Below are 22,838 nucleotides of genomic sequence, written 5' to 3' on the forward strand. Positions count from 1 at the left end.
CGTCCCCACCCCGGTCACTTGACGGTGTAGCCGGCGTCGACCGGGAGGGTCACGCCGGTGATGTACCGCGCCTCGTCGGAGACGAGGAACAAGATCGCGTTGGAGATGTCGACCGGTTCCACCCAGGGAACGGGCAGCGCGTTGGTCGAGGCGAAGATCGGCTCGGCCTTCTCCCGGCTGGGTGCCGGGTCGTCGGGCGCGAACAGCCCCCACGTCTTCTGGTTCTGGATCATCACCGTGTCCACCCCGGTGGGGTGGACCGTGTTGACCCGGATGGAGTGCTGCGCGAACTCGTTGGCCAGGGTCCGCATGATCCCCACGACACCGTGCTTGGCCGCGGTGTAGTGGATCGTGTTCGGCGTCCCCTTCAGCCCGGCCGTCGAGCTGGTCAGCACGATCGCCCCGCCCCGCCCGCCCTCGATCAGGTGCGGCAGGGCCACCTTGCAGGTGTTCCACACGCCGGTGAGGTTGACGTCGATCATCTCCCGCCAGGCGTCATCGGTGAGCTCCAGCGCCGGCTGGATCTCGAACACCCCGGCGTTGCCCAGAACGATGTCCAGCCGGCCGAGCTGGGCCACCCCGTCGTCGACCGCCGCCTTCAGCGCCGCCGTGTCCCGGACATCGGCCTTGGTGGCGACGATCCGCCGGTCCAGCGCCTCCACCTGGCGCACGGTCTCGGCCAGGTCCCCCTCGGTGGCCGGCGGGTACATCCGGATCGACTCCACGGGTCCGGCGATGTCGACCGCGATGATGTCCGCGCCCTCCTGGGCCAGCCGTACGGCGTGACTGCGGCCCTGGCTGCGCGCTGCCCCGGTGATGAAGGCGACCTTGCCCTCGACCCGCCCGCTCACTTGATGACCGCCCCGGCGTCGACCGGCAGCTGCACCCCGGTGACGTAGCGCCCCTCGTCGCTGACGAGGAAGAGGATCGCGTTGCTGATGTCCACGGGCTCGACCCACTCCACCGGCAGCGCGTTCATCGTCCTGAACGACTCGGCCGCCTCGTCCCGGGTCACCTCGGTCTTCGGCTTGTCCGGCCGGAACAGCCCGTAGGTCTCCGGATTGTGGATCATGTCCGTGTTCACGGACGTCGGGTGCACCGAGTTGACCCGGATCATGTCCGGGGCCAGCTCGTTGGCCAGCGTCTTCATCATCCCGACCACACCGTGCTTGGCAGCCACGTAGTGCGCCAGGTTGGCCAGCCCCTTGATGCCGGCCGTGGAGCTGGTGAGCACGATCGCCCCGCCCCGGCCACCGGCGCGGATGTGCGGGACCGCGGCCCGCACAGTCTTGAAGACGCCGGTCAGGTTCACCCCGATCATCTCGTCCCACATGTCGTCGGTCAGCTCCTCGACCGGCGCGAAGCTGGCGATGCCGGCGTTGGCCAGCACGATGTCGAGCCGGCCGAGCTGCGCCACCCCCTCGTCGACGGCGGCCGCCAGCGCGGCGGTGTCGCGCACGTCGGCCTTCGTCGTGACGATCCGGCGGTCCAGCGCCTCGACCTGGCGCACGGTCTCGGCCATGTCGTCCTCGGTGGCCTGTGGATAGCCGACCGAGGCCATGTCCTGCAGGTGGTCGACGGCGATGATGTCGGCGCCCTCCTGCGCCAGCCGGACGGCGTGGCTGCGGCCTTGACCGCGCGCTGCGCCGGTGATGAACGCGACCTTCCCTTCGAGCTTTCCCATTCGTCCTTCTCCTCTGACGTCGTCGTCGGCGGATCCGGTCTCTCGCCTGGCGGCGGGGGATCGATCCCCGGCACCCCGCTCGGGCGCCGAGTTCAGGGGTGCGGTCGTCGTCCGACCGCCGCACGTCCGGCCCAGCCGTGCTCCGGGGCGCGTCGTCGCCGGGGTCCCCGCGGCGGGTCGGTCGCGTCGAGCACGGTGCCTCCAGGTGAGCTGGGTCACGGACGAGACGGCGACGACGGTAGTGGCACTGGGTGCCGAAAGGCAATGCGTGACGGGACGAGGTGCTCGTCCGACCAGGCGCGGACCGGATCCGCGCCGTCAGCGGCTGGTCGGTTCCGCGGGCAGCAGCAGGCGCAGCATGCCGAGGAGCGCGTCGGCGAGCTCGGTCTCCGGGCGGGCGGTCCAGTGCGCGTGCGCCGCGACGGTCGCGGCCACCACCGCGTGCCCCAGGGCCTCCGCGTAATAGGGGTCCTCGCACGGGCGCGTCCGGGCGAACTCGGTCACCGCCCGACACCACTGGGACAGCACCACCGCGGTGTGCGCGGCGAGCGCGGGGACGCCGAGGATCAGCTGGGCGCGCTGCAGCGCCCACTCCCGGTCCTGCGGTGGGTGCTCCAGCGCCGCCAGGACGGCGCGGGTCACCACGGCCGGGCAGGGCTCGGCGGGGTCCGCGGCGGCGAGCCCCTGCTGGAGCCGGGCCAGCTCGGCCGGGGACTCGACGAAGAGCACGTCGGCCTTGCTCTCGAAGTAGCGGAAGAAGGTGCGCCGGCCGATCCCGGCAGCACGCGCGATGTCGTCGATGCTCGTGTCCTCGAACCCGACCGCGACGAACAACCGCTGGGCGACGGCAGCCAGCTCGCGCGGCGTGGTGACAGCGGGACGCCCGGTTGCTCCCGACGATCGCATCACTCGCTCCCCCACGGCCACAGTCTGCCCCGCCGGCCGGCCGGTCACCGCTGACGTGCGGCGCGCCCGGGTCAGCCTCCCGGGCCGGCGCGGCGGATGTTGGTCCAGCCGGTCCAGCCGCGCTGCTCCAACAGCCGGAACAGCCGGCGCAGCGTCGGGTGGTCGATCTGCGCGTGCTTGACCGCCATCATGCCCGGCACCTGCTCGGGCATCCGGGCCGCGATCAGGATCCAGCTGTCCCGCTCGATCTGTTCCAGCCGCTCCGGGAAGCCGAGCTCGCGCATCCGGTCGAGGTAGGCGACCGCCACCGGTGGCAGCACCAGGCTCTCCCCGGCCGCGAGCTGCGCGATCCGTGCCCGGTGCCGCTGGCGGTCGCGGATCTCGGCGCGCAGCCGGCGGTCGACGTCGGCCACTGCCGCCGCGAACTCCCCTCCCCCGCAGCGAGCAGCTCACGGACCCGTCTCAGCGGCACGCCCGCCTCGGCGAGGGTGCAGATCCGGATGAGCTCGACGACGGCTGCGGCGTCGTAGCGCCGGTACCCGGAGGAGTCGCGTTCGGGCTCGGGCAGCAGCCCGGTGGCGTGGTGGTGCCGCACCGCGCGCACCGTCACGCCGGCGTAGGACGCGAGCTGGCTGATGGTCAGCACGGTGCCGCCGCCTCCCCTCGTCGTCGTGCTCAGCCGATCTTCCGGCGGTAGGTGCGCATCGCGAGCACGTAGGCCACAAGGAGCAGGCCGACGCATCAGGCGAGGGCGGTCCAGCCGTCGTCGCCGACCGGTTGCTCGGCGAACAGCCCCCGCAGGGTGTTCACGATCGGGGTGACCAGCTTGTGCTCGGCGAACCAGCGCACCGGGCCGGGCGTGCCCGACGTCGGCACGAACGCCGAGGAGATGAACGGCAGGAAGACCAGCGGGTAGGTGGGCGACGAGCACGAGGTCCTCCCGGCCGGTGAGGATGTCGTCGACGGCGGCGAACTGCCCGGTGAGGCTGATCGACGCCCGCACCTGCGCGGGCTGGGTCGCGACGTCGAACCCGTTGACGGCGACCGTTCCGCCGTCGGCCCGCAGCAGCGTGGAGAGGATCCGCACGGTCGTGGTCTTGCCTGCGCCGTTGGAGCCGAGGAGGGCGGGGACGGTGCCCGCGGGGATGCTCAGGTCGACGCCCCGGAGCACCGTGGAGTCGCCGTAGTTCTTGGTGAGCCCGGCGATCTCGATGGCTGGTGTCGTGGTCATGGCAGCAGCGTCGCGCCCTGACCCTGCGTCAAGGTCGAGCGCCGAGGACCGGGACGGCCACGGCACCGGCGTGCGAGGCTCGGAGCTCCTGCGGCGGGCGTCGGAGGACATCGACCGGACGTGCGGAGGAGCCGGCCATGGGCGAGAGCAGCGGCGGCCACGAGCCGGTGACCTACGACCACTGCGGGCACGTCGTCGGCCCGTTCTTCCACGGGACGAAGGCGGCCCTGGCGGTGGGCGACGAGCTGGTCCCCGGCCGCGGGTCGAACTTCCACGCCGGCCGGGTGTCGAACCACGTCTACTTCACCGCGCTCGTGGACACGGCCGTCTGGGGGGCCGAGCTGGCCGCCGCCCTCGCCGGGAGCGGCGAGCGCGGGCGCGTCTACGCCGTCGAGCCGCTGGGCCCGTTCGAGGACGACCCGAACGTGACCGACAAGCGGTTCCCGGGCAACCCGACGCAGTCCTACCGCACCCGCCACCCCCTGCGCGTCCTCCGCGAGGTGGACGACTGGCAGGGGCACGACCCGGAGGTGCTGCAGCGGATGCTCGAGCACCTGGCGCAGCTGCGGGCGGAGGGCCAGGACGTGATCGAGGACTGAGCGCCACCGGGGGCGACCCGGGGTGCGGTCAGGTGCCTCCGCGCAGGGCGTCGACCGGCTCGATGGCTGCTGCGCGACGGGCAGGGAGGCCGCCGGCGACCAGCCCGAGGACGGCCCCGAGCAGGGCGCCGCCGACGGCGATCCAGGGGTCGATGACCGGGGTCCAGTCCCGGACGACGGAGATGCCGATGACGGCGAAGACGCCGAGCGAGGCCCCGATGAGACCGCCCAGCAGGCCGATGACCACGGACTCGGCGACGAACTGGCCGGCGATCTGCCGCCGGGTGGCGCCGATGGCGCGGCGGAGCCCGATCTCGCCGACGCGCTCCATCACCGACAGCATCGTCACGTTGGCGATCCCGACCCCGCCGGCGAGCAGCACGATGACCGAGAGGATGACGAAGACGCCGTTCACGTCGGCCTGCACGTCCTGCCCCAGGTCGGAGCGACCGCGGGGGGCGTTGACCTCGAGGCTCTCCGGCTCGTCGGGGGCCAGCGCGAGCGCGGCCTGGGTGCGCAGCTGCGGTCCGGCGCCGATCGCGATGCGGGCCTGCGCGTCGCCGGGGGCGCGCAGGCCGAAGTCGGCCCGCGCCGTGCCGGTGGGCAGCAGCACCGCGTTGAGCAGCTCGGCGCGGACGTCGGTCGAGTCGACGATCCCCAGGACGGCGTAGGCGATGCCGTCGATGAAGATCGAGGGCTGGGTGTCGACCCGCTGGACGCCCAGCCGGTCCGCCGCCCGGGCGCCGAGCACCACCACCCGGTCGGCGCGGGCGTCGTGGCCGGCGTCGAGGAACCGGCCGGTGGCCAGGTGCCCACCGACGGTGTCCAGCAGCTCGGCGGAGGCCGCGTAGACCGGTGGTGCCGCCGTGGGCGGTTGCGACGGGTCGTTCACCGGCACCGCCGCGATGACCGCGCGGGGCAACGGCACCTCCGCCAGCAGCGCCGCCGCCTCGATGCCGGCCAGCCGTTCCAGGCGGGGAACGGCGTCCCAGGGCAGGGCGCCGGTGGCGACGGTCGCGCCGCCGCGGGTGTCCGCGGTGGCCGGGGTGACGACGAGCTGGGTGGCGGCGGTCCGGTCGAACTGCCGGGCGATCTGGCCGGCGGCGGTCTGGGCGAAGCCGATGGTGGCGATCAGCGCGGCGATGCCCAGCACGGTGCCGACGATCGTCGTCACCAGGCGCCCGGGACGGGAGCCGATGTCGGCGGTCGCCTCGCCGAGGAGGTCGGAGAAGCGGAACCGGTCGGCCGGGTCGACCGGCCGGACGCCCGGCGTCGGAACCGCGCTCCGGGACCGGCGCAACCGAGTCGGAACGCGCAGCCGGGACCGGCGCCGCGACCATCGCCGTCCGCGGGTGCCGGACGGCGGCGTCCCCCCGTCGGTCATCCGACCTCGCTCACGCGGCCGTCGGCGAGCCGGATGCGCCGCTCGGCGCGCCGGGCGACGGCTCCGTCGTGGGTGATGACGACGAGGGTGAGCCCGTCGGCGTGCAGCTCCTCGAAGAGCACCATGATCTCCGCGGACGTCGCCTGGTCCAGGTTGCCGGTCGGTTCGTCGGCCAGCAGCACGCGCGGCCGGGAGGCCACCGCGCGGGCCACGGCCACCCGCTGGCGCTCGCCGCCGGAGAGGGTGCCGGGCAGGAAGCCGACCCGGTGGTTCAGCCCCACCCGGTCCAGCGCCTCGCGGGCCCGCGGTTCCCGCTCGGCGCGGGGGGTGCCGTTGTAGAGCATGGGGAGCAGCACGTTCTCCAGCACGGTGCGCCGCGACATGAGGTGGAAGGCCTGGAAGACGAAGCCGAGCTGGCGGGCACGGACGGCAGCTCGTTCGTCGTCCGCGAGCGCGCTGGTCAGCACCCCGCCCAGGCGGTACTCCCCCACGGTGGGCCGGTCCAGCAGGCCGAGGATGTTGAGCATCGTGGACTTGCCCGAACCACTGGGACCGATGATCGAGACGTACTCGCCGTCGGCGACGGAAACGCTGACGCCCTTGAGCGCCTGCACCTCCGGCGGCCCGGGGAAGGAACGGGTGACGTCGCGCAGCTCGATGGCCGGGGTCTGAGCCGTCCCCGGGGTGATGGCCGCGAGCGGTTCGGTGGCAGGCGCCGCCGTCATCGGCCGACCACCACCAGGTCGCCCTCGTCGAGGTCGTCGTCCACGGGGCGGACCTCGACCGCGCCGTCGGCGGCCAGGCCCGTCTCCACCACCACCAGGCGGGTCTCGGCCCGGTCGCCGTCGCGCGGGTCGCCGTCGACCACCTCGACCCGGGACTCCCCGCCGGGCCCTGCGGTCAGCGCCGCCAGCGGCACCGAGAGGACGTCGCCCTCCGTGGCACCGACCGGGATGCCGACCCGCACGTTGGCGCCCTGCAGCTGCGTGACCTGCTCGGGGGTGAGCGGATCCGGTTCCAGCCGCACGGTCCAGCGCGCGTCGTCGCCCTCCCCCGGAACGACCTCGGCGATCGTCGCAGGGTGCTCTCCACCGTCGGGCAGCTCGAAGGTGGCCGGCATCCCGGCGGTGAGCAGCCGGGCGTCCGCGGCGGCCACCGTCCCGGACAGCGCCAGCGTCGCCCCCGAGACGGTCATGGCCGGGCCGTCGAGCACCGACCCGCGCCGGGCCGCCACGGCGTCGACCCGCCGGGGCAGCCCGGTGAGGTACAGGACCTCGCCGGCCGGCAGCGACGGCAGCACGGCCTCCCGGGCCCCGGTGAGGTCGCCGCGGGCCTGGGCGAGCTGTTCCTGCGCGGCGCCCAGCTGGGCGCGCTCCGGGTCGGTGTCCGGGGCCGCGTCCAGCTCCCGGCGCCGCAGCTGCGCCAGGGCCAGGGTGTCGCGCAGGTCGCCGACGACCACGGCGTCGTCCGGGCTGGTGGCCAAGGCGGCGTCCAGGGCCCGCTGGGCGCTGGCGACGGCGTTGTCGGCCTCCCGCATCTCGACGGCCGAGGGCCCACCCCGGGCGCGGGCGAGCTCACCCTCGGCGGCGGCCACCGCCTGCTCCGCGGCCCGGACGGCCTCCTGCGCGGCGCGCACCCCGTCGGCGGCGCCCTCCTCGGCGGCCGGCGCCGGGTACCCGGCCTGGGCGTACATCGCCGTCACGGCGGAGGCGGCGGTCTGGTCGAACACGTCGTCGGCGGGGTCGCCGGCGTCGATGCCGACCGCGCGCATGGCCTCCTTGAACTGGACCACGTCGGGCCCCGACACCCCGACGCGCAGCGCCCGGTAGGCCGGCAGCTCGCCGGGCAGCACGACGACCGGGCGGCCGGCGACCTCCAGCGCGACACCCAGCGGGCCCAGCTCCGAACCGACCTCCGGCACCTGACCGGTGACCACCGCCGGCCCGGAGATGGCGGAGGTGTCCAGGGTGACCTCGAGGGAGTCGGCGTACGCGACCTCGCCCCGGATGGTCACGTCGTTGCTCAGCGCCCCGAAGGCGACGGGCACGGTGACCAGCCCGGGGTCGGGCGCCTGCGCCCCCGCAGGGTCAGGTGCGACAACGAACCGGCCGACCACCAGCCCGGCGACCAGGGCAACCACCGCCACCGCGGCGGTGAGCCACAGCGGGCGGTTGCGCTGGAGGTACGCCGGCCAGGCCAGGCGTCGCCAGCGGGGTCCGCCGGCCGCGGCCGGTTCCGCTGCGCCCACCTCGTCCGGCGCCCCGTCGTCCCGGCCCCCGTCGTCCCAGCCGATGACGTCCGTACTGCCGACGTCGCCGCTGCCGACGTGCTGGCCCGCGGGCTCCCGTGCGACCACGTCAGTTCTGCTCGGCGGCGGCCTTCATGGCCTCCAGCTCGCTCTTGTGGTCGTCGACGAACTGCTGCTCGGCCTCGCGGTTGACGTCGGCGGCACGGTCGCGGTAGTCGGTCTCCTCGCGGCACTCCAGGTCCGCCAGGGCCAGCTCCACCTCGCGCTTCGCGAGGGCGTCGAGCGCGGCCTGGTCGGGCTCGCCGGCGAACTCGCCGTCCTCCGTGAGCGCCGTGCTCTCGTAGATCTCGTTGAGCTCCTCGTAGAGCGAGTTCTGCGCGTCGGTCTGGGTCGCGTAGCCGCCGTGGCCGGCGGCGTCCATGCAGGCCGCCCACTCGGCGTCCAGCTCGACCATGCCCGGCCAGGACGCCATGCCCTCGTAGAACTCGTTGAGCGCGTCGAAGAGGGGCTTGAACTCCTCCGACTGGGACACGTCCTCACCGGCGACCTCGTGCTGCGCGGCCCCCTGGCACCCGGCGGTCTTCCAGTCGTACTCGTAGGAGACCTCCTCGTTCATCTCCTCCTCGGTCGGCTGCGGCCCGTAGAGCGCCTCGTAGAAGGCGGCCTGCTCGGACTCCGAGAGGCTGGCGACGTAGTCGCCGTTGGGGTCGACCCACTCCTCCTCCGCCGGCACCGGTTCCTCGCTGAACGGGGACTTCACCGCGCCGTACCCGTACTGCCCGACCCACTCCCGGTCGTCGGGTTCCCACTCGGTCCCGTCGCCGCTGGAGAACGTCATCGACTGGTTGTCGGGCGTGTACTCGAAGCCCTGCTCCTGCATGCACTGGGCGACGAGCTCCTCCTGCTTCTCCTGCTGCTCGGCGAACCGCCGCTCCTGCTCCTCGGGGGAGAGGTCTCCGCCGTAGACGGCGTTCATGTACTCGCCCAGCGGGCCGACCTCCACCTCGCTCGCCGAGTCGTCGGGAGCGTCGTCGGAGCCCGAGCAACCGGTCAGGAGCAGGACCCCGGCGGTGAGGGCGGACAGGACGGCGGGGGTACGGCGGATGCGCATGAGGTCTCCCTGGGAGGCAGTTGCCGGAGACCGTAGCGGTCACGGACGGCAATACGCGTCATTCCCGAGTCGGATTTCTCGAGTCGATTCCTGCGACCTCCGCATGAACCGAAACCCCTGCTCACACCCCCCGCACCCCGGTGCCGGAACTGCCCGGTTCTGCTCGGCTCCGGCCTTTTCGGAGGACGGGGAACCGCGGTGCACGAAGAGGTGAACAGCGACTGAACACCCGCTCCCCCCACCACCTTCGGACGTGGACGAAGAGTGACCGGCCAGGTCCACCGCAGCCGGCGCCACCGGACCGCGGCGGATCCCACGACGTCACGGACGGCAAGGCAACGTCGACCGGCCCGGACCGCCCCGGGCCCGGGTAGCGTCGGCCGACCGCATCGGGCCGCTGGCCCGCCGGGCCAGGAGGGCGGGACAGCCGATGTCCGACGCAGGCCGACCGAGCCGACAGCCGGAGTGGGCGACCGGGCAGCTGGACCTGGCCGCCTACCTGAACCGGATCGGCCACCCGGGACCGGTTGCGGCGACCGGCGCCACGCTGCACGCCCTGCACCGCGCGCACGTGGCGACCATCCCCTTCGAGAACGTCGACGTGGTCCTGGGCCGGTCCGTGGCGGTCGACCTCGACAGCGTCCAGGGGAAGCTGGTGCACGGTCGCCGGGGCGGCTACTGCTACGAGCACGCCACCCTCTTCGCGGCCGTCCTCGAAGAGGCCGGCTTCCGCGTCCAGCGGCTGCTGGCCCGCGTCGGCGGGGACCGGATCCGCCCCCGGCCGCGCACGCACATGGCCCTGCACGTGCGCGGTGAGGACGGCGACTGGCTGGCCGACGTCGGGTTCGGCAACGCCCTGCTCGAGCCGCTGCCCTGGGGCGACGCCGGCTGGCACCGGCAGGGCGGCTGGCGGTACCGGATGACCGGCGGACCGGAGAACACCTGGCAGGTCGAGCAGCAGACCGGGGACACGGCCACTCCCCTGTACCGCCTGGTCGACGAGCCGGTGCACGCCTCGGACGTCCTGATGGCCAACCACTTCACCGCGACCCACCCGTCCTCGCCCTTCGTCGGGCGACTGGTGGCCATCCGCAAGGACGACGACTCGTTCGTCCGGCTGCGCGGGACCGTTCGGCGGGTGGAGTGGCCGGACGGCAGCGCCGAGGAGGAGCGGCTGTCCCCGGCGCGGGCGACGGCAGCGTTGCTCGAGGAGATCGGCGTGGGCCTGTCGGAGACGGACGCCCGGGCACTCGAGGAGACCCTGACCCGCTGAGCGGGCGTACCAGCAGGGCCCGAACGGCTCAGGTCTGCTTCAGGATGGAGGCCCAGACCAGCTTGCGGTCGGGCTGGTAGTGGACGCCGTGCTCGGCGGTGAGGTCCGCGATCACGTAGAGGCCGTAGCCGCCCTGCCCGGCGGCACGCCCCCGGGCCGGTGTGGGCGGCCGGTCGGGGGCGCCGTCGGTGACGATGACGATCCACCGTCCCTCGTCGTCGCCGACGTGCAGGATCGACGGTGGGGATCCGTGGCGCAGCGCGTTGGACGTGAGCTCGTCGATCACCAGGACGGCCCGCTCGACGGCGTCCTCGACGTCCGGGAGCACGTCCTCCTCCCGCCCGACGCCCAGCGAGGCCAGCAGGAACTGCCGCACCTGCCGGCGCACGACGCTCAGGCCGCGCAACGACCCCAGCTGGAGCGAGAGCCGGCTCTCGGCTGCTTCCGGAACGGGGCTGTCGCCGCGCCAGGAGGCGTAGGCCTCGGCGTACTCGGCCGGGGTCCGGCTGGGGACGGTCGGGGTCGCGCCGGCTGCTGGGACCCCGGGGTCGGCGGGGTCGTCCTCCCGGTCCTGGCGGTTCAGCCGGACGGCGACCAGGGCGACGTCGTCGGCCGGGTGCCCGTCGACCAGCCGCTCGAGGAGCTGGTCGCAGAGCTCCTCCAGCGGCAGGTGCGCCAGCTCGGTGGCCAGCCGGTGCAGCCGGCCGACGCCGACGTCCAGGTCGCTGCCGGACCGTTCGACCAGCCCGTCGGTGTACAGCAGCACCGTGGCGCCCGGGGGCAGCTCCACGGTGGTCTCCCCCCGGGTGCTGGCGGTGTCCACGCCCAGCATCAGCCGGCCGGGGACCTCGGGGACGTCGACGAGCCCGCCGTGCGCGTCGAGGACCACCGGGGCCGGGTGGCCGGCACTCGCCCACCGGAGCCGGGTGATCCCACGGGTCACCTGCTGGCCGGGCTGCTCCAGCCGGCCCATCCCGACGGTGGCGTAGGTGTCCAGGGACAGCTGGGTGATCGCCGTGTCCAGGGCGTCCAGCACCTGCGACGGGCTCGAGCCGGCGGTGACGGCGATGCCGCGCAGCAGGCTGCGCAGCTGTCCCATGCTCGCCGCGGCACCGGTGTCGTGGCCGACGACGTCGCCGATGACCAGGTCGACGCCACCGTCGGCGCTCGGGAACGCGTCGTACCAGTCACCACCGACCTGAGCGGTGCCGGTGGCCGGCAGGTAGCGGACCGCGATCTGGTAGTGCTCGGGCTGGAACGGCTCGGTGAGCATGCTGCGCTGCAGCTCTTCGGCCAGCTGCCGGCTGCACTCCGCGGAACGGCGCTCCTCGGTCAGCGCCTGCAGCCGGTCCAGGGCCTGCGCGGACTGCGCGGCGAACGCCTGCACCCGGTCGACCTCGTCGGGTGAGATGGCGCGCTCCACCGTCCAGCCGGCCAGCAGCGACCCGAGCACCCGGCCCCGCGCGGACAGCGGGACGGCGATCCAGGACCGCTGCCCGGACTGCTCGAACACCTCCCGCATCTCCGGTGACCAGGCCTCGGCCTCGGCCTGGCTCTCGTAGACCACGGTCTCCCCGGTGCGGGCCGCCCACGCCCCAGGCAGCCGGCTGTCCAGGTCGATGGTGCCGAACCGCCGTTGCGCGCTCGATCCCAGCGACGGGGTCATGGTCAGGTGCAGGACGCCGGAGTCGTCGTCGCGCAGGGCGATCGCGCCGCCGTCCGCGCCGATGGCGGCCAGGCCGGCCCCGGCGAGGATGTCCGTGACGTCCTCGACGGTCTCGGCGTCGGTCAGCTGGAGCACCACCTGCGCCATGGCGGCCAGCCGGCGGGTCGCCGACTCGCGGGAGGCGAGCACGGACCGCAGCTCCTGGGTGCGGGCGAACAGGTCGGCCTCCAGCCCGTCCAGCCGGGCCCAGCTGCCGTCCTCCCGGCTCTCGGCGAGGCGTTCCCGTTCGGCGAGGTACTCCGACACGTCCTCCACCCGCTGCAGCACCAGCTGGGTGCGGCCGGTCTCGTCGACGACGGGCGCGCTGATCAGCGACCAGGCCCGCGGGACCGGGCGGCCGGTCTCCTGGTCGAGCACCTGGTACCGGAACAGCGGCATGTGGTCGGGCAGGCCGGTGTCGCGGGCGCGCTCGAAGGAGGTCTGCAGCGGGTTGACGCCGTCGGGGTCCAGCGACTCCGGCGCGGGCGGGAACGCGTCGAAGACGTACCGGCCGATCAGCTCCTCACGGGCGCGGCCGAGCAGCTGCAGGTACGCCGGGTTCGCCTCCACGATCGTCAGGTTCGGGGACATGACGAGGTAGGCGGTGGGCAGCGCGGCGAAGATCGCGGCGAAGTCCTCGACGGTGGCGCGGTCGATGTCGTCCACGCTCACCTGGCCGCCCCCGATCGCTACGTTGAGTGAGTGCGCGGACCGTTGCGCGCAACTCGAGGTGTCATCATGCGGCATCCACCGGCCGGGCGAGCACCGGCCCCGCCGGCGCGCGGCCAACCGCGCCGCAGGCCGCAGCACGAGGGCCGGGCAACCCTCCGGAGCGCCGGCACGGGGTCCCGCTCACCGTGCCCCTCCCGGGAGCCCGGCGGGGATCTCCGCGCAGTTGCCGGAGGTGCACGAGGTCAGCGCGAGGCGGCGACGCGGCGGGTGCGGGCCCGTCACGGCTGTCCGTGCGCACGGGCGGCGGGGTCCTCCGAATCAGCACCGAGGACCGGGTCCGCCCCCCGGCACGAGGCGTCGCGACCCGGCGGGACCGCGGACCCCTCACGTCACCAACGACTCGAGCACGTCGGCCAGCGCCACGGACCCGCGCTCGGCGTCGGCGTCCTCCACGTGCTCCTCGGGCGAGTGGGAGACACCGCTCGGGTTCCGCACGAAGAGCATCGCGGTCGGCACTCGCTCGGCGAGGACGCCGGCGTCGTGCCCCGCCCCCGTGGGCAGCTGCGGTGCGCCGGGCACGGCGGCCGCCACGCGGTCGCGCAACCCGGGGTGGAAGTCGACCGTGGGGCTGACCGACTCCTCGTGCACCTCCACCGAGCAGCCCTCACCCGCCGCGGCCACGGCGGCCCGTCGGCCGATCTCCGCGACCACCGCGGCGGTCACGGCGTCCTGGGGGTGGCGGACGTCGAGCCACAGGTCGACCCGCGAGGCGATGACGTTCGTGCCGCCGGGCACCGGCTGGAAGCGACCCACCGTCGCCCGGGTGCCCGGGTGCTCGGCGGCCACCGCCCGCACGGCCAGCACCACGTGGGCGGCCGCGACCACCGGGTCCCGACGATCCGCCAGCAGCGTCGTCCCGGCGTGGTTGCCCTGACCGTGCACGGTGACCCGCCACCGTCCGTGGCCGAGGATCGACGTCCCCACGGCCACCGGGGCGGCCAGGTCGACCAGGCCCCGACCCTGCTCGACGTGCAGCTCGACGAAGGCGCCGATCCGGCCCACCGCCGCGTCGTCGCGCCCCATCCGGTCCGGGTCGAGCCCGGCCCTTCGAGCGACGTCGGCCAGGGTGTTCCCGTCGGGGTCGCGCAGCGCCAGTGCGCGTTCCGCCGGCAGGGCGCCGGTGAGCAGTCGCGACCCCAGGCAGGCGACGCCGAACCGTGACCCCTCCTCCTCGGGGAAGACCGTCACTGCCAGGGGCCGGGCCGGCTCGACGTCCCGTTCGCGCAGCAGATCGACCGCGCGCAGCGCCGAGGCGACCCCCAGCGGGCCGTCGAAGGCGCCACCGCCGGGCACCGAGTCGAGGTGGCTGCCGGTGACGACGGCGTCGACCAGCGGCAGGCCGGCTGGGTTCCACCAGGCCCAGAGGACGCCGTTGCGGTCGACCTCCACCTCCAGTCCCCGGCGGGAGCACTGCTCCCGGGCCCAGTCGAGGAGCTCCCGCTCCGGCCGGGAGAAGACCGGCCGCGACCAGCCGCCGCGCGCGCCGTCGCGTCCGGTGTCGGCGATCTGGGACAGCAGCCCCGCCGTGGTGTCAGACACCGGCGCCACTCCTGACCCGGAACTGCTCGGGGGCCGGTGCCGCCCCGGTGGCGACGTCCGCGCCGATCTCCCCCAGCAGCGGGGCGAACTTGGCTCCGTGCCCGGAGCAGGGCGAGACGACGGTGACCCCGTCGACGGCGTCGATCACGAAGTCCTCCGTGGGGGTGTTGGTGAACAGGCAGGTGGTCTCGGCGTAGGGCTCCGCCACCAGCCCGGGCAGGCAGCGGCGGACGTACTCCACCACCCGCGCCCGGTTGGCCGGGTCGATCGCACCGGACTGCTCCGCGGCCGAGCGCAGCGGCCGGCCGCCGTTGTACTCGGCGACCTTCTGCCCGCGGAACCCCGCGTCCCGACCACCGGGCAGCGCGTAGACCTGGATGTCGGTCCGCTTGTGGATGAGGGCGGGCCAGGTGCTGCCGGGCGCGACGTCCTCGGCGTAGGGGAAGTGGAAGGCGTTCTCCTCTCGGACCTCCAGGCGGGGGAAGGCGGCGAGGAAGCCGGCCGGCAGGTCGAGCGCGCCGAGCAGGTCGGGCAGCCAGCCGCCGGCGCAGACGACGACGTGGCCGGCGGAGATCCTGCGCCCGTCCACGGCGACGGCGGTGAAGCCGCTGCCGGTGCGGTCGAGCTGGGCCAGCGGCCAGTCGGTCAGCACCTGCGCCCCGCGTTGCCGGGCCGCGGTCACCATCACCCCGACAGCGGTCTCGGCGTCGATGACCCCGGCACCGGGGTGGTGGAGGACGTCGGAGTCGACGTCCACCTGCGGCCAGCGCCGCCGCGCCTCGGCCCGCGGGACGAGCTCGTGCTCGACCCCGGCCGCGGCCAGGACGCCGGCCAGCCGGTGGGGGTCGCGGCCGGCACCGAGGTCCAGCGCGCCGGTCGGCGTGATGAGCCGGCTGCCGTGCAGGCGCTCCAGCTCCCGCCAGCCCGGCAGCGACCGCTGGACCAGCCGGGTCCACCGGAGCTCCGGGTAGGCGTAGCGGAAGATCCGCGCCGACCCGTGCGAGCTGCCGTCCGGAGCGGCCGGGCGGCGGCGGTCGACGAGGGTCACCTCCTGGCCGCGCTCGGCCAGCTGCCAGGCGATCGCCGCGCCGGCGAGCCCGGCCCCCACCACCAGGTACTGCGAGTCGCTCACGAACCTGCTCCCTCCATCGACCCGTCCTCCACCGACCCGTCCTCCACCGACACGGCCTCCACCGACACGGCCACCAGCAGTGCACCGGCGCCGCGCACCGCCCCGGATTCCGCGCCGAGCACCGCGTCACACGGCGCGAGCTGCTCCCCGCACCCCGACGCCCGGCCGGCGAGCAGGACCAGCGCATCGGCGGCCGGCGCCGCGCCGTCCACCCGCACGACCCGGACCGAGGCGGTGCACCGGGCCCGTTCGGTCATCACGTTCACCGCGAGGACCGGGCCCCCGACCGGCTCGGCCCGTACGCCGGCCTCCCCCGCGAAGTCGACCCGGTGCCCGCGCGCCAGCGACCGCTGCTCCCGGTCCCCGACCGCGAGCCGGAGGCGCCCGTCGGCGACCACCAGCGTGCGGTCCCGGCCGGGGAAGGCCGAGAACGGCCCGACGGCGGAGATGGTGGCCACGCTCAACCGCCAGCCATCTCCGGCGTGCAGCTCCCGCGTGCGGCCGCCCCCGTTGCGCCAGGGGATGGCCGCGGTCCGGGCGCAGCGGATCAGAGACCCTGACCCGGGATCCACGACGTCCCGGCCAGCGGCACCCGTGCCATCGCCGCGGCCTCGATGGTCAGCGCCACCAGGTCCTCCGGCTCCAGCGAGTGCAGGTGGGCCTTGCCGCAGGCCCGGGCGATGACCTGCGCCTCCATCGTCATCACCCGGATGAAGTTGGCCAGCCGCCGGCCGCCGACGACCGGGTCCAGGCGGGCGGCGAGCTCGTCGTCCTGGGTCGTGATGCCCGCCGGGTCGCGGCCGGCCTGCCAGTCGTCGTAGTAGCCGGCGGCGGAACCCAGCTTCCGGTACTCCTCGTCCAGCGCAGGGGCGTTGTCGCCCAGCGCGATCAGCGCCGCCGTGCCGATGGCGACGGCGTCGGCGCCCAGGGCCATGCACTTGGCCAGGTCCGCTCCGTTGCGGATGCCACCGGAGACGACCAGCTGGACCGTGCGGTGCAGTCCTTCCTCCTGCAGCGCCTGGACCGCCTGCGGCAGGGCCGCCAGCGTCGGGATCCCCACGTGCTCGATGAAGACGTCCTGGGTCGCTGCCGTGCCGCCCTGCATGCCGTCGAGCACGATCACGTCCGCGCCGGCCTTCGCGGCGAGCTTGACGTCGTAGTAGGTACGACTGGCCCCGATCTTGACGTAGACCGGCTTCTCCCAGTCGGTGATCTCGCGCAACTCCCGGATCTTGATCTCCAGGTCGTCGGGGCCGGTCCAGTCCGGGTGCCGGCAGGCGCTGCGCTGGTCCACCCCCATCGGCAGGGTGCGCATGCCGGCGACGCGCTCGGTGATCTTCTGGCCCAGCAGCATCCCTCCGCCGCCGGGCTTGGCGCCCTGGCCGAGCACGACCTCGATCGCGTCCGCCATCCGCAGGTGGTCGGGGTTCATGCCGTAGCGGGAGGGCAGGTACTGGTAGACGAGGTGCTTGGACTGGCCGCGTTCCTCGGGGGTCATCCCGCCGTCACCGGTGGTGGTGGAGGTGTTGACCTCGCTGGCGCCGCGGCCGAGCGCCTCCTTGGCCCGCCCGGACAGCGCGCCGAAGCTCATCCCGGCGATGGTGACCGGGGTCGACAGGTGCAGCGGGAACCGGGCGTTGCGGTCGCCCAGGACGACGTCGGTGTCGCACCGCTCGCGGTAACCCTCCAGCGGGTACCGCGACATGCTCGCGCCGAGGAAGAGCAGGTCGTCGAAGTGCGGCACCTTGCGCTTCGCGCCGCCACCGCGGATGTCGTAGATGCCGGTCTCGGCCGCCCGCTGGATCTCGGCGATGGTGCCGCGGTCGAAGGTGGCCGACTCGCGGAGGGCTGGGTTCTGCGTCATGGCGGTCCCCTGTCAGTACGCCGAGGCGTTGTCGACGTGGAAGTTGTAGAGCCGGCGGGCGGAGCCGTAGCGGCGGAAGGACGACGGGTCCGCGTCGATGCCGGCGGCGGCGAGCAGGCCGGTGAGCTCGGCGAGGTGCTCGGCCCGCACCTCCTTCTCCTCGCAGTCGGCGCCCAGGGACTTCACCGATCCGGCCACGTAGAGACGCGCTTCGTACAGCGAGTCGCCGAGGGCGTCCCCCGCGTCGCCGCAGACCACCAGACGCCCGGCCTGGCCCATGAAGGCGCTCATGTGGCCGACGTCGCCACCGACGACGATGTCCACGCCCTTCATCGAGATCCCGCACCGCGCCGACGCCGAACCCTCGATCACCAGCAGGCCGCCGTGCGCGGTGGCGCCCGCCGACTGGGAGGCGTTCCCGCGCACCCGCACGGTGCCGCTCATCATGTTCTCCGCGACACCGACCCCGGCGTTCCCGTTGACGGTGACCGCGGCGGTCTTGTTCATCCCGGCGCAGTAGTAGCCGACGTGCCCGTCGATCTCGACCTCGACGGCGGCGTCCAGGCCGACGGCGATGCTGTGCCGGCCGTCCGGGTGCGTGACCCGCCAGCGCGGCGCGGTCTGGGCGACGTCGGCGGCGTGCAGGGCCGCGTTCAGCTCGCGGACGCCGGAGACCGCCAGGTCGACCACGGTCGGCGCGGTGAGGTCGCCGGGCTCGACGGCCGCCTCGATCAGGGTGTCGCTCAGCGCTGCCATGCGTAGACCTCTTCCGGCTCGGGCTCGAAGATGCGGGCGGACTCGACGCCGGGCAGGCCGGCCAGGGCGCGGTACTCCGACGCCATCGCCACCCACTGCGGGGTCTCGGCGACGACGGCGGGCTTGCAGGCGATGGCGTCCCGGACGACGGCGAAGCTGTCCCGGGTGGAGACCAGCAGCGTGTAGAAGCCGTCGAAGCGCTCGCACAGGAGCTTCAGCGACTTCTCCAGGTCGTAGCCGGCGGCCAGCTGCGCGGCGACGAAGCGCGCGCCGACCTCGGAGTCGTTCTCGCTGTCGAACTGCATCCCGGCGGCACGCAGCTCACGGCGGATCGTGGCGTGGTTGGCGAAGGAGCCGTTGTGCACCAGGCACTGGTCGGACCCGACGGAGAACGGGTGGCAGCCCGCCGGCGTCACCGCGGACTCGGTGGCCATCCGGGTGTGTGCCACGCCCTGCCAGCCCTGGGCCTGCGCCAGCCCGAACTCGGTGGCCAGCGCCTGCGGGTGACCGACGCCCTTGAGCACCGCGACGTCCTCGCCCTGCCCGATGACCACCGCGTCGGGCAGGGTCTGCCGCACGGCGGCGGCGAGTGTCTCCGGGGCGGTGGCCGCGTGGACGACCAGCGTCTGGCCGGCTTCGACCACCTCGGCCTCCGGCAGCTGCGCACGCACCACGGCCCGGACGTCGTCCGCACTGCGCCCGCCGGTCAGGAGGGAGACGGTCGACTCCCCCACCGGTGACCAGCGGGGGTCGCCGTACACGGCGACGCCGGCGGAGTCCGGGCCCCGCTCGGTGACCTGGCAGAGCATCCCGGTCAGCAGCTCGCCGAGCCGGGGGTACAGCGAGGGCTCCCGCAGGTGGAGCCCGACGATGCCGCACATGGGCGGTGGTTCCTCTCGTCCGGTCGGGTCGGGGGCAGGTCAGAAGGCGGTCACGTAGCGGTCGACCTCCCAGGAGGTCACCTGCCCGTGCCACTCGAAGAACTCGTCGCGCTTCAGCCCGGCGAAGTAGCCGGCGACGCCCGGGCCGGCGGCGTCGAGGGCGCCGACGACGACCGGGTCCGCCTCCAGCGCCTCGACCGCGTGCAGCAGCGTCGGGGGCAGGGGGTTGCTGCTGTTCGCCCCCGGGTCCCCGGGGTCGGCCTCGCGCCGCACCCCGTCCAGCCCGGCGGCGAGCGCGACCGCGGCGGCCAGGTACGGGTTGGCCGCACCGTCGCCGCCGCGCAGCTCGACGCGGTTGCCGTCGGGCACCCGCAGCAGGTGCGTCCGGTCGTTCCCGCCGTAGGTCGCCGTCCGGGGCGACCACGTGGCGCCGGAGCGGGTCGAGGTCGCCCCCGTGCGCTTGTAGGAGTTCACCGTCGGGGCGAGCACCGCCTGCAGGCCGCAGGCGTGCTCCAGCAGGCCGGCGACGAACCCGTACGCCAGCGGCGACAGCCCCAGACCCCGCGGGTCGGCGGGGTCGGGGAAGGCTGGCCGGCCCTCGCGCCACAGGGACAGGTGCATGTGCAGCCCGCTGCCCGTCCGGTCGGTGAAGGGCTTGGGCATGAACGTCGCGGTCATGCCCCGCTGCTCGGCCAGCACCGAGAGCAGGTAGCGCAGCGTGACCACCCGGTCGGCGGTGGTGAGCGCGTCCGCGTAGGCGAAGTTCTGCTCGAACTGGCCGTTGGCGTCCTCGTGGTCGTTGGCGTAGTTGCCCCAGCCGAGGGCGTTGATCGCCTTGGAGACCTCGGTGAGGTGCTCGTACATCCGGGTCAGGCCGCGGGCGTCGTAGCAGGGGCGCTCCGCGACGTCCTTCGGGTCGGCGGGGTGCAGCGTCCCGTCGGGGGCGCGTTCGACCAGGAAGTACTCGACCTCCGCGCCCACCTTGAGCTCCAGGCCGAGCGCGGCGGCGCGGGCCAGCTGGGCCTTGAGGACGACGCGCGGGGCGAAAGGCCACGGTGCGCCCTCGACGTGCGGGTCACAGTGCACGATCGCCAGACCGGGCCGGATGAAGGGCACCGACATGTACGACGCCGCGTCCGGCACTGCGATCAGGTCGGGGTCCTGGGGTCGCTGGCCCATCGCACCGACGGCGTAGCCGGCGAACCCGACCCCCTCGGTCTGCAGCTCCTCGACCGCCTCGATCGGCACCAGCTTGGCGCACGGCTTGCCGGTCAGGTCCACGAACAGCGCCAGGATGAACTCGATGCCGTCGGCCCGCGCGCGGGTGGCCAGGTCGGGGGCGTCACCGGCGGCGACGCGTGGCTCGCCGGGCTCGGGCAGGGCGAGGGTGTCGGGGCGGGCGGCGGTGAGGGACACGGGGACCTCCCGGATCGGCGGTGCTCACGAGTCGTTCACTGCTGTGAACCTCTGTCGCACGACAGTGAACAGGGCTCGCGTTACCGGGCGGTTACGAGCCCTGGAGCTTCGTGTTGCCTCTCGTCCCGGAGAGCACCGGAGGCCGGCCCCTCCAGGGGCCGGCCTCCGGCTGTGCGCATCGGGTGCCGCCACGCGGGCGGCGTCGGTCAGGCCGGCGCCTGGGACGACAGGGCCGCGGGCGGCACCTGGTCGGGGCCGTACACGGTCGGCGTGACCCGCGTGGGGCCAACCCCCCGGTCGAGGTCGTAGGCGGACTCCGCGTGCAGGGCGACGTCGAGGCCGGCGTCCTCCGTCGCCGGGTCGACGCGCAGGCCGATCGTGCGCTGCAGCACCCAGGCGATCGCGTACGTCATGACGAACGAGAAGGTGCAGGTGGCCACGATCGCGGTCAGCTCCCGCCAGACGATGTCCCAGCTGCCGCCGAACAGGATCCCGGTGACGCCACCCGGGGAGTTCGACGCCCCGATGAGCATCACGCAGAGCGTCCCGGCGATCCCGCCGACGCCGTGGACGGCGAACGCGTCCAGGCTCTCGTCGACACCGAGCTTGGTCTTCCACGTGACCGCCCACGCGACGACGGCCCCCGAGACGAACCCGACGACCAGCGCGCCGACCGAGTTGACGGTGTCCGCCGACGGGGTGATGCCGACCAGTCCGGCGATCGCACCGGAGGCCATGCCCAGCGTGGTGGCATGGCCGTCGCGCAGCTTCTCCACCAGGAGGAACCCGAGGATGCCGGTGGACCCCGCGAGCAGGGTGGTGAGGACGACGTACTGGGCGAGGAAGTTGGCCCCGGCCGCGGAACCGCCGTTGAACCCGAACCAGCCGAACCAGAGCATCCCCGCGCCGAGGACGACCAGCGGCAGGTTGTGCGGGCGGTGGGTGGGGGCCCGGCGCTTGCCCAGGACCATCGCCAGCGCCAGGGCGGCGACGCCGGCGTTCATGTGCACGGCGGTCCCGCCGGCGAAGTCGTGCAGCTGCAGGACGTTGCGCATCCACCCACCGACGTAGCCGCTCTCCGGGTCGTCGAAGGTGAAGACCCAGTGGGCCAGCGGGAAGTAGACCAGGGTCAGCCACACGGCGGAGAAGACCAGCCAGCCCCCGAACTTCATCCGGCCGGCCGCGCCGCTGGCGACGATCCCGATGGTGATCGCCGCGAAGAGGATGAAGAAGGCCGCCCAGTAGAGCCCCTCGGCGCCGCCGGTGCCGCCGTCGTCGTGGAAGCCGGCCAGCCCCAGGTGGTCGACCGGGTTGCCGATCAGGCCCCAGCCGCCGAGCGAGTTGCCCGAGACGAGCCCGTAGCCGAACAGGACGTAGAGCACGCTGGTCACGGCGAGCGTGCTCATCACCATCATGAACATGTTGAGCACGTTCTTCCCGCCCAGCATCCCCCCGTAGAACAGGGCGAGCCCCGGGAACATCAGGACTACCAGCGCGAACGCTGCCAGGAGCCAGGCCAGATCGGCTGCGGGCATGGCGGACTCTCCTCAGGTCGTCCGGGCGGGACGGGTGCCACGCCCGGGAGGGTGGTCGAACCGGACGGCGAGGGATGCGTGGTGCGGGGGTGGGTCACGACGCCCGGCCGGATCTCGGCCCGGGCGACGAACGTCCTCGCACGCCGTGGTCGGTGGCCGCCCCGAGCAGGAGCCCGGGGAACTCGGCCGTATCGCAGTGCGAAACAGAGTGTCTTGAGGAGAAACGCCCTGGTGGTTACGGCGTTGTGAATCTCCGTTACGAACTCTCCCCGGCCGGCGAGCTCGCCAGGGCGCCCCGGCGCCGGCGCGCCAGGGCGCCCCGGCGCCGGCCTGCGTCGCGATGGACACCGAGTCGTTACAGCGCCGACACCCGTCGCATCGTCCACTGTCGTTACATGTCGTCCACCCACAGGGATCGCCGACCGGGTCGATCCCGTCGCTGAGAGGGCGGGCACGCACATGACCACGGACATGCAGCCGACGACGGACACCCTCGTCTTCGGGCACGCCAGCGGGACGTTCGAGGGGCTGCCGAGCATGGAGGTGCCGGACGTCAACGCCTACATCGGGGACACGTTCGCCAACCCGAAGGGCTCGCAGCTGTGCTCGGGCTTCTTCGAGCTGAAGGCCGGCGAGCCGTTGGACTACACCTACACGTACGACGAGATGAAGGTCGTCGTGGAGGGCGAGTTCCACCTCACCGACCTCGACAGCGGGCAGCAGGTCGTGGCCCGCCCCAAGGACGTGCTGTTCTTCCCCACGGGGTCGCGCATCCGGTTCTCGACGCCTGACCGGGCACTGGGCTTCTACACCGGCCACCGGTCCTTCGCGCCCTGACCGCC

At 73.9% G+C, this 22,838-nt stretch carries 21 protein-coding genes and 2 pseudogenes; 3 read left to right on the plus strand and 20 right to left on the minus strand.

The genetic code is table 11. The annotated features are described in order from the left end of the window. Positions 1-14 precede the first annotated feature (14 nt). From ACI79A_RS09215 to ACI79A_RS09245, 7 genes and pseudogenes are all read right to left on the minus strand, one after another. On the minus strand, positions 15-851 hold the full coding sequence (locus tag ACI79A_RS09215; protein WP_457082263.1) for a mycofactocin-coupled SDR family oxidoreductase: 837 nt from the start codon (positions 849-851) through the stop codon (positions 15-17). Continuing rightward, a complete protein-coding gene (locus ACI79A_RS09220) occupies positions 848-1,684 on the minus strand; it encodes a mycofactocin-coupled SDR family oxidoreductase (RefSeq protein WP_457082265.1) in 837 nt (278 codons plus the stop codon). The genes ACI79A_RS09215 and ACI79A_RS09220 overlap by 4 nt, the downstream gene beginning before the upstream one ends. A gap of 318 nt (positions 1,685-2,002) precedes the next feature. Then, a complete protein-coding gene (locus ACI79A_RS09225; RefSeq protein ID WP_457082267.1) occupies positions 2,003-2,590 on the minus strand; it encodes an acyl-CoA-like ligand-binding transcription factor in 588 nt (195 codons plus the stop codon). Positions 2,591-2,661: 71 nt separating this feature from the next. Then, on the minus strand, positions 2,662-3,003 hold the full coding sequence (locus tag ACI79A_RS09230; protein WP_457082379.1) for a hypothetical protein: 342 nt from the start codon (positions 3,001-3,003) through the stop codon (positions 2,662-2,664). Between the two features lie 35 nt (positions 3,004-3,038). After that, positions 3,039-3,332, minus strand: a pseudogene (locus tag ACI79A_RS09235) (MerR family transcriptional regulator); the annotation flags it as partial. Further along, entirely contained in the window at positions 3,332-3,466 is a 135-nt protein-coding gene (locus ACI79A_RS09240; RefSeq protein WP_457082381.1) for a hypothetical protein, read from the minus strand. The pseudogene ACI79A_RS09235 and the gene ACI79A_RS09240, both read right to left, overlap by 1 nt. Positions 3,467-3,512: 46 nt before the next feature. Further along, a pseudogene (locus ACI79A_RS09245) lies at positions 3,513-3,932 on the minus strand (ATP-binding cassette domain-containing protein); the annotation flags it as partial. A 26-nt stretch (positions 3,933-3,958) separates the two neighbouring features. On the opposite strand from ACI79A_RS09245, the gene arr reads away from it, so the two are divergent. Continuing rightward, positions 3,959-4,420, plus strand: a complete 462-nt coding sequence (gene arr / locus ACI79A_RS09250; protein ID WP_457082269.1) for an NAD(+)--rifampin ADP-ribosyltransferase — start codon at positions 3,959-3,961, stop codon at positions 4,418-4,420. 28 nt (positions 4,421-4,448) lie between these two features. On the opposite strand, the gene ACI79A_RS09255 is transcribed toward arr, so the two are convergent. The 4 genes from ACI79A_RS09255 to ACI79A_RS09270 all read right to left on the minus strand — a co-directional run bounded on the left by ACI79A_RS09255 (position 4,449) and on the right by ACI79A_RS09270 (position 9,163). Beyond that, complete coding sequence (locus tag ACI79A_RS09255) at positions 4,449-5,720, minus strand: ABC transporter permease (RefSeq protein ID WP_457082271.1); 1,272 nt, start codon at positions 5,718-5,720, stop codon at positions 4,449-4,451. An 80-nt stretch (positions 5,721-5,800) separates the two neighbouring features. Next, entirely contained in the window at positions 5,801-6,529 is a 729-nt protein-coding gene (locus ACI79A_RS09260; protein ID WP_457082274.1) for an ABC transporter ATP-binding protein, read from the minus strand. After that, positions 6,526-8,160, minus strand: coding sequence for a hypothetical protein (locus ACI79A_RS09265; RefSeq protein WP_457082276.1), 1,635 nt, complete (start codon positions 8,158-8,160; stop codon positions 6,526-6,528). The genes ACI79A_RS09260 and ACI79A_RS09265 overlap by 4 nt, the downstream gene beginning before the upstream one ends. A 1-nt stretch (position 8,161) precedes the next feature. Beyond that, the gene (locus ACI79A_RS09270) at positions 8,162-9,163 is read right to left on the minus strand and encodes a hypothetical protein (protein WP_457082278.1); all 1,002 of its coding nucleotides are present in this window, start codon (positions 9,161-9,163) and stop codon (positions 8,162-8,164) included. 430 nt (positions 9,164-9,593) lie between these two features. On the opposite strand from ACI79A_RS09270, the gene ACI79A_RS09275 reads away from it, so the two are divergent. Further along, positions 9,594-10,436: an arylamine N-acetyltransferase family protein gene (locus tag ACI79A_RS09275; protein ID WP_457082280.1), complete on the plus strand. Its 843-nt coding sequence runs from the start codon at positions 9,594-9,596 to the stop codon at positions 10,434-10,436. 28 nt (positions 10,437-10,464) lie between these two features. Here ACI79A_RS09275 and ACI79A_RS09280 read toward each other — a convergent pair whose 3' ends face one another. From ACI79A_RS09280 to ACI79A_RS09320, 9 genes are all read right to left on the minus strand, one after another. Then, the gene (locus ACI79A_RS09280; RefSeq protein ID WP_457082282.1) at positions 10,465-12,813 is read right to left on the minus strand and encodes a SpoIIE family protein phosphatase; all 2,349 of its coding nucleotides are present in this window, start codon (positions 12,811-12,813) and stop codon (positions 10,465-10,467) included. 384 nt (positions 12,814-13,197) lie between these two features. Continuing rightward, complete coding sequence (locus ACI79A_RS09285; protein WP_457082284.1) at positions 13,198-14,412, minus strand: allantoate amidohydrolase; 1,215 nt, start codon at positions 14,410-14,412, stop codon at positions 13,198-13,200. Beyond that, a complete protein-coding gene (locus tag ACI79A_RS09290) occupies positions 14,405-15,544 on the minus strand; it encodes an FAD-dependent oxidoreductase (RefSeq protein WP_457082286.1) in 1,140 nt (379 codons plus the stop codon). Before ACI79A_RS09290 ends, ACI79A_RS09285 begins: the two co-directional genes overlap by 8 nt. After that, entirely contained in the window at positions 15,541-16,116 is a 576-nt protein-coding gene (locus ACI79A_RS09295) for a HutD/Ves family protein (protein ID WP_457082288.1), read from the minus strand. The genes ACI79A_RS09290 and ACI79A_RS09295 overlap by 4 nt, the downstream gene beginning before the upstream one ends. Beyond that, complete coding sequence (locus ACI79A_RS09300; RefSeq protein WP_457082290.1) at positions 16,092-17,408, minus strand: FMN-binding glutamate synthase family protein; 1,317 nt, start codon at positions 17,406-17,408, stop codon at positions 16,092-16,094. The genes ACI79A_RS09295 and ACI79A_RS09300 overlap by 25 nt, the downstream gene beginning before the upstream one ends. Positions 17,409-17,420: 12 nt before the next feature. After that, positions 17,421-18,164 (minus strand): GltB/FmdC/FwdC-like GXGXG domain-containing protein, encoded by a 744-nt coding sequence (locus ACI79A_RS09305; RefSeq protein WP_457082292.1) that lies wholly within the window; start codon positions 18,162-18,164, stop codon positions 17,421-17,423. Next, entirely contained in the window at positions 18,152-19,045 is an 894-nt protein-coding gene (locus tag ACI79A_RS09310; protein ID WP_457082294.1) for a class II glutamine amidotransferase, read from the minus strand. Before ACI79A_RS09310 ends, ACI79A_RS09305 begins: the two co-directional genes overlap by 13 nt. 39 nt (positions 19,046-19,084) lie before the next feature. Beyond that, the gene (glnT, locus tag ACI79A_RS09315; RefSeq protein ID WP_457082296.1) at positions 19,085-20,461 is read right to left on the minus strand and encodes a type III glutamate--ammonia ligase; all 1,377 of its coding nucleotides are present in this window, start codon (positions 20,459-20,461) and stop codon (positions 19,085-19,087) included. Positions 20,462-20,667: 206 nt separating this feature from the next. Next, positions 20,668-21,996: an ammonium transporter gene (locus tag ACI79A_RS09320; protein ID WP_457082299.1), complete on the minus strand. Its 1,329-nt coding sequence runs from the start codon at positions 21,994-21,996 to the stop codon at positions 20,668-20,670. Between the two features lie 459 nt (positions 21,997-22,455). On the opposite strand from ACI79A_RS09320, the gene ACI79A_RS09325 reads away from it, so the two are divergent. Continuing rightward, complete coding sequence (locus tag ACI79A_RS09325) at positions 22,456-22,833, plus strand: cupin domain-containing protein (RefSeq protein ID WP_457082301.1); 378 nt, start codon at positions 22,456-22,458, stop codon at positions 22,831-22,833. Positions 22,834-22,838: the final 5 nt, after the last annotated feature.

This window comes from Modestobacter sp. SYSU DS0657 (assembly GCF_054050925.1).